The 3,409-nt window shown below is 37.5% G+C and carries 4 protein-coding genes; all 4 read left to right on the top strand.

Translation table 11 applies throughout. The annotated features are described in order from the left end of the window. Positions 1–224 precede the first annotated feature (224 nt). Complete coding sequence (locus B2V92_RS10830) at positions 225–1,214, top strand: aspartate-semialdehyde dehydrogenase (RefSeq protein ID WP_293307736.1); 990 nt, start codon at positions 225–227, stop codon at positions 1,212–1,214. Positions 1,215–1,268: 54 nt separating this feature from the next. Continuing rightward, positions 1,269–1,871: a CDP-alcohol phosphatidyltransferase family protein gene (locus B2V92_RS10825; RefSeq protein ID WP_293307734.1), complete on the top strand. Its 603-nt coding sequence runs from the start codon at positions 1,269–1,271 to the stop codon at positions 1,869–1,871. Between the two features lie 144 nt (positions 1,872–2,015). Beyond that, positions 2,016–3,140, top strand: a complete 1,125-nt coding sequence (locus B2V92_RS10820; protein WP_293307732.1) for an ATP-binding protein — start codon at positions 2,016–2,018, stop codon at positions 3,138–3,140. A 17-nt stretch (positions 3,141–3,157) separates the two neighbouring features. Beyond that, a partial coding sequence (locus B2V92_RS10815) for a D-alanyl-D-alanine carboxypeptidase (protein ID WP_293307730.1) occupies positions 3,158–3,409 on the top strand: 252 nt, incomplete at its 3' end.

Raw genomic sequence — 3,409 nt, 5'->3', positions numbered from 1 at the left:
TCGTGTCACCACGAACCGAAACCTAGCCTCACGACTTCCGAAGTTGTCCGACGCTCCTCCCCAACGAAACTTCGGAAGTCTTTGCTCAGCCATATTTTCTATCGAAAACCTAATATTCCGAATATTAAAAGCAAATTTAATTGGTAACAATAGGGATATAAGCTTAATTTTTAGCATATTTGGGCTTATATCAAATAATTAATAATATAATTTAAAATTTAAAAATGAAAGTAGCAGTAGTAGGTGCAACCGGATTGGTTGGCACTGTTATGTTAAAAGTATTGGAGGAAAGAAATTTCCCTTTAACAGAGTTAATTCCCGTAGCATCAGAAAAGAGTGTTGGTAAGGAAATTACTTTTAAGGGTAAGAAGTTCCCAATTGTTAGCATGGATACTGCAATCAGCATGAAACCTGATATCGCTTTGTTCTCTGCCGGTGGAAGCACTTCATTAGAGCATGCACCCCGTTTTAAAGAGGCCGGAACGACCGTTATCGATAATTCATCAGCATGGAGAATGGATCCTGCAATTAAATTAATTGTACCGGAGGTTAATGCACACGAACTTTCTATCGACAACAAAATTATTGCCAACCCTAACTGTTCAACCATACAGATGGTGGTGGTTTTAAAACCTCTGCACGATAAATACAAAATCAAACGTGTAGTGGTTTCTACCTATCAATCGGTTACTGGTACAGGTGTTAAAGCTGTTGAGCAATTAATGAACGAGCGTAAAGGCATTGATGGCCCTAAAGCTTATGCTTACGAAATCGACTTAAATGTTCTTCCGCATATCGATGTTTTCACTGAAAACGGATATACCAAAGAAGAAATTAAAATGATTAAGGAAACGAACAAAATCATGAGCGACGACAGCATTAAAGTTACCGCTACAACTGTTCGTATCCCTGTAATCGGTGGTCACTCCGAGTCAGTTAACATCGAATTCGAAAATGATTTTGATTTAGCCGAAGTGCGCAGTATTTTAGAAAAAGCACCTGGTGTAATTGTTGTAGATGATGTAGCCAACCTAAAATACCCGATGCCTAAAGATGCCCATGAAAAAGATGAGGTTTTTGTAGGCCGTATCCGTAGAGACGAATCAGCACCTAAAGCATTAAATCTTTGGATTGTTGCCGATAACTTACGCAAGGGCGCTGCAACCAACGCCGTTCAGATTGCCGAATACCTGATTCAGAAAGAATTGGTTTAATCAATAAAACAAAAGCCCTGATAAATTCGGGGCTTTTTTATGCGCTCTCCATTCATGAAACATATCCCTATCGCTTTAATTTATTCCAGGTTACTTATCGGGTTCGGAATTATTTTATTAAGCATTTTCCACGTTGCCCACTATTCTTTTTTAGCCATCACTTTATTATCTATTGGCTTATTAACTGATGTATTCGACGGGATTATTGCACGTAAACTCAATATCTCTTCCGAAAAGTTAAGGCGTTTAGACTCAGGTATTGATCAGGTATTCTTTATTTCTGTAGCGGTTGCTACTTATATCCAATGTCCTGATTTCTTTAAAATCAATCTGGTGAAACTGATCATTCTGGGTGCTTTTGAGGCTTCTACCTATGCGTTAAGCTATATTAAATTCAAAAAAGAAATTGCCACACACTCCATCGGCGCCAAAATCTGGACGCTTATCATATTTGCTTCATTGGTCGAAATTATGGTCCATTGCGAATCGGTTACATTGTTCGAACTTTGCTTTTGGATCGGTCTGGCAACCAGACTGGAGATACTCGCTATTGTTTTTACCCTCAAAAAATGGACAAATGACGTGCCCAGCTTTTACCATGCTATTAAACTTAGGCAGGGAAAGGAAATTAAACGCAATAAGTTGTTTAATGGCTAAATCTCACAAACCCAAAAACATATAATTTAGTGATCATAATCTCTTTTTTATATATAATTTAGTGATTACGATCTCTTTTTTATATATAATTTAGTGATTAGCTATGCATTTTCTTTATATTTGAAATAATGAAAATGTATTGGGATGATTGTCAGGAATCTGCAAAACCATATCGAATCGAAGTTTTTTAAACAAAAAGCCATTATTGTTACCGGTGCAAGGCAGGTAGGTAAAACCACTATGTTAAAGCAATTGGTACAAAAAACCGGTTTGGCCTATGTTTTTCTAAATTGTGATGAGGCAAACATACGCGATGCCTTAACCGATATCAGTATTGAAAGATTAAAATCGATCATCGGTTCGAACAAAATCATTTTTATCGACGAAGCACAGCGTGTTACCAGTATTGGTTTAACACTTAAATTGATTGTTGACCATTTTACCGATGTACAGCTTTTGGTTACAGGTTCTTCCTCTCTGGATCTGGCTACAGGGATTAAAGAGCCGTTAACCGGTCGAAAATTTGAATATCACCTCTACCCTTTTTCGGTTGCCGAACTTGTTGAAGATACCAATGTACTGATTGAAGAACAGGCTTTGGAAAAAAGATTGATTTACGGCACTTATCCCGATGCGATCAATTATCCCGGAGAGGAAAAAGAATTGTTATTAAACCTGGCCAATAGCTATCTTTTTAAAGATATTTTGTCGCTTACAGGCATCCGTAAACCTTTACAGCTCGAAAAATTGGTACAGGCACTGGCGCTACAGATCGGTAATGAGGTTTCCTATACCGAACTCGGCCAGATGATAGAAGCCGATAAGTTAACCGTTGAGCGCTACATCGATTTATTGGAGCAATGTTTTGTGGTATTTAGGTTAACTGCTTACAGCAGCAACCTGCGGAACGAAATCAAAAAGAGCAAAAAAATCTACTTTTATGATACAGGGATCCGGAATGCCCTGATTGAAAACTTTAATACACTCGGTTTAAGACAGGATGTCGGTCAGCTTTTTGAAAATTACATCATATCCGAACATATCAAAGCCAATCATAATAAAAGAAAGCTTGCTAAATATTATTTTTGGCGCAGTTTTCAACAGCAGGAAATTGATCTGATAGAAGAAATTGACGGGAAAATAAATGCAATAGAAATTAAATGGAACGAAAATAAAAAAGTCAGGTTTCCATCAACATTTCTGGATGCATACCCCACCAACGAAACGCGCGTTATAAACAAAGCCAATTACACCAGTTTTCTGCTATAAATAACCTTCATTATAGAATGAAATTTTTAAAAACACTATCCCTATTGCTTTGCTTAGCAACAGTAGCAAATGCCCAGACGAGGATCCAGAACATCGAAAAGGCATTTAATAACCTATTAAACGATGAACAGGCAAAACATGCCATAGTATCGCTTTGCGTTTTGGATGCCAATACAGGCAAAACTTTATATGCAAAAAACGAGCAGATTGGTTTGGCCACAGCTTCTACCTTAAAAACCATTACTGCGGCCACGGCTTTCAGTATTTTA

This window comes from Pedobacter sp. UBA5917 (assembly GCF_002432345.1).
GTDB lineage: Bacteria > Bacteroidota > Bacteroidia > Sphingobacteriales > Sphingobacteriaceae > Pedobacter.
The sequence above is the reverse complement of the archived record's forward strand: the minus strand, read 5'-3'. Positions and strand labels throughout refer to the sequence as shown.

Coding starts and splice junctions, on each gene's coding strand:
- B2V92_RS10830 (WP_293307736.1), top strand. CDS start 225: ATGAAAGTAGCAGTAGTAGGTGCAACCGGATTGGTTGGCACTGTTATG.
- B2V92_RS10820 (WP_293307732.1), top strand. CDS start 2,016: ATGATTGTCAGGAATCTGCAAAACCATATCGAATCGAAGTTTTTTAAA.
- B2V92_RS10825 (WP_293307734.1), top strand. CDS start 1,269: ATGAAACATATCCCTATCGCTTTAATTTATTCCAGGTTACTTATCGGG.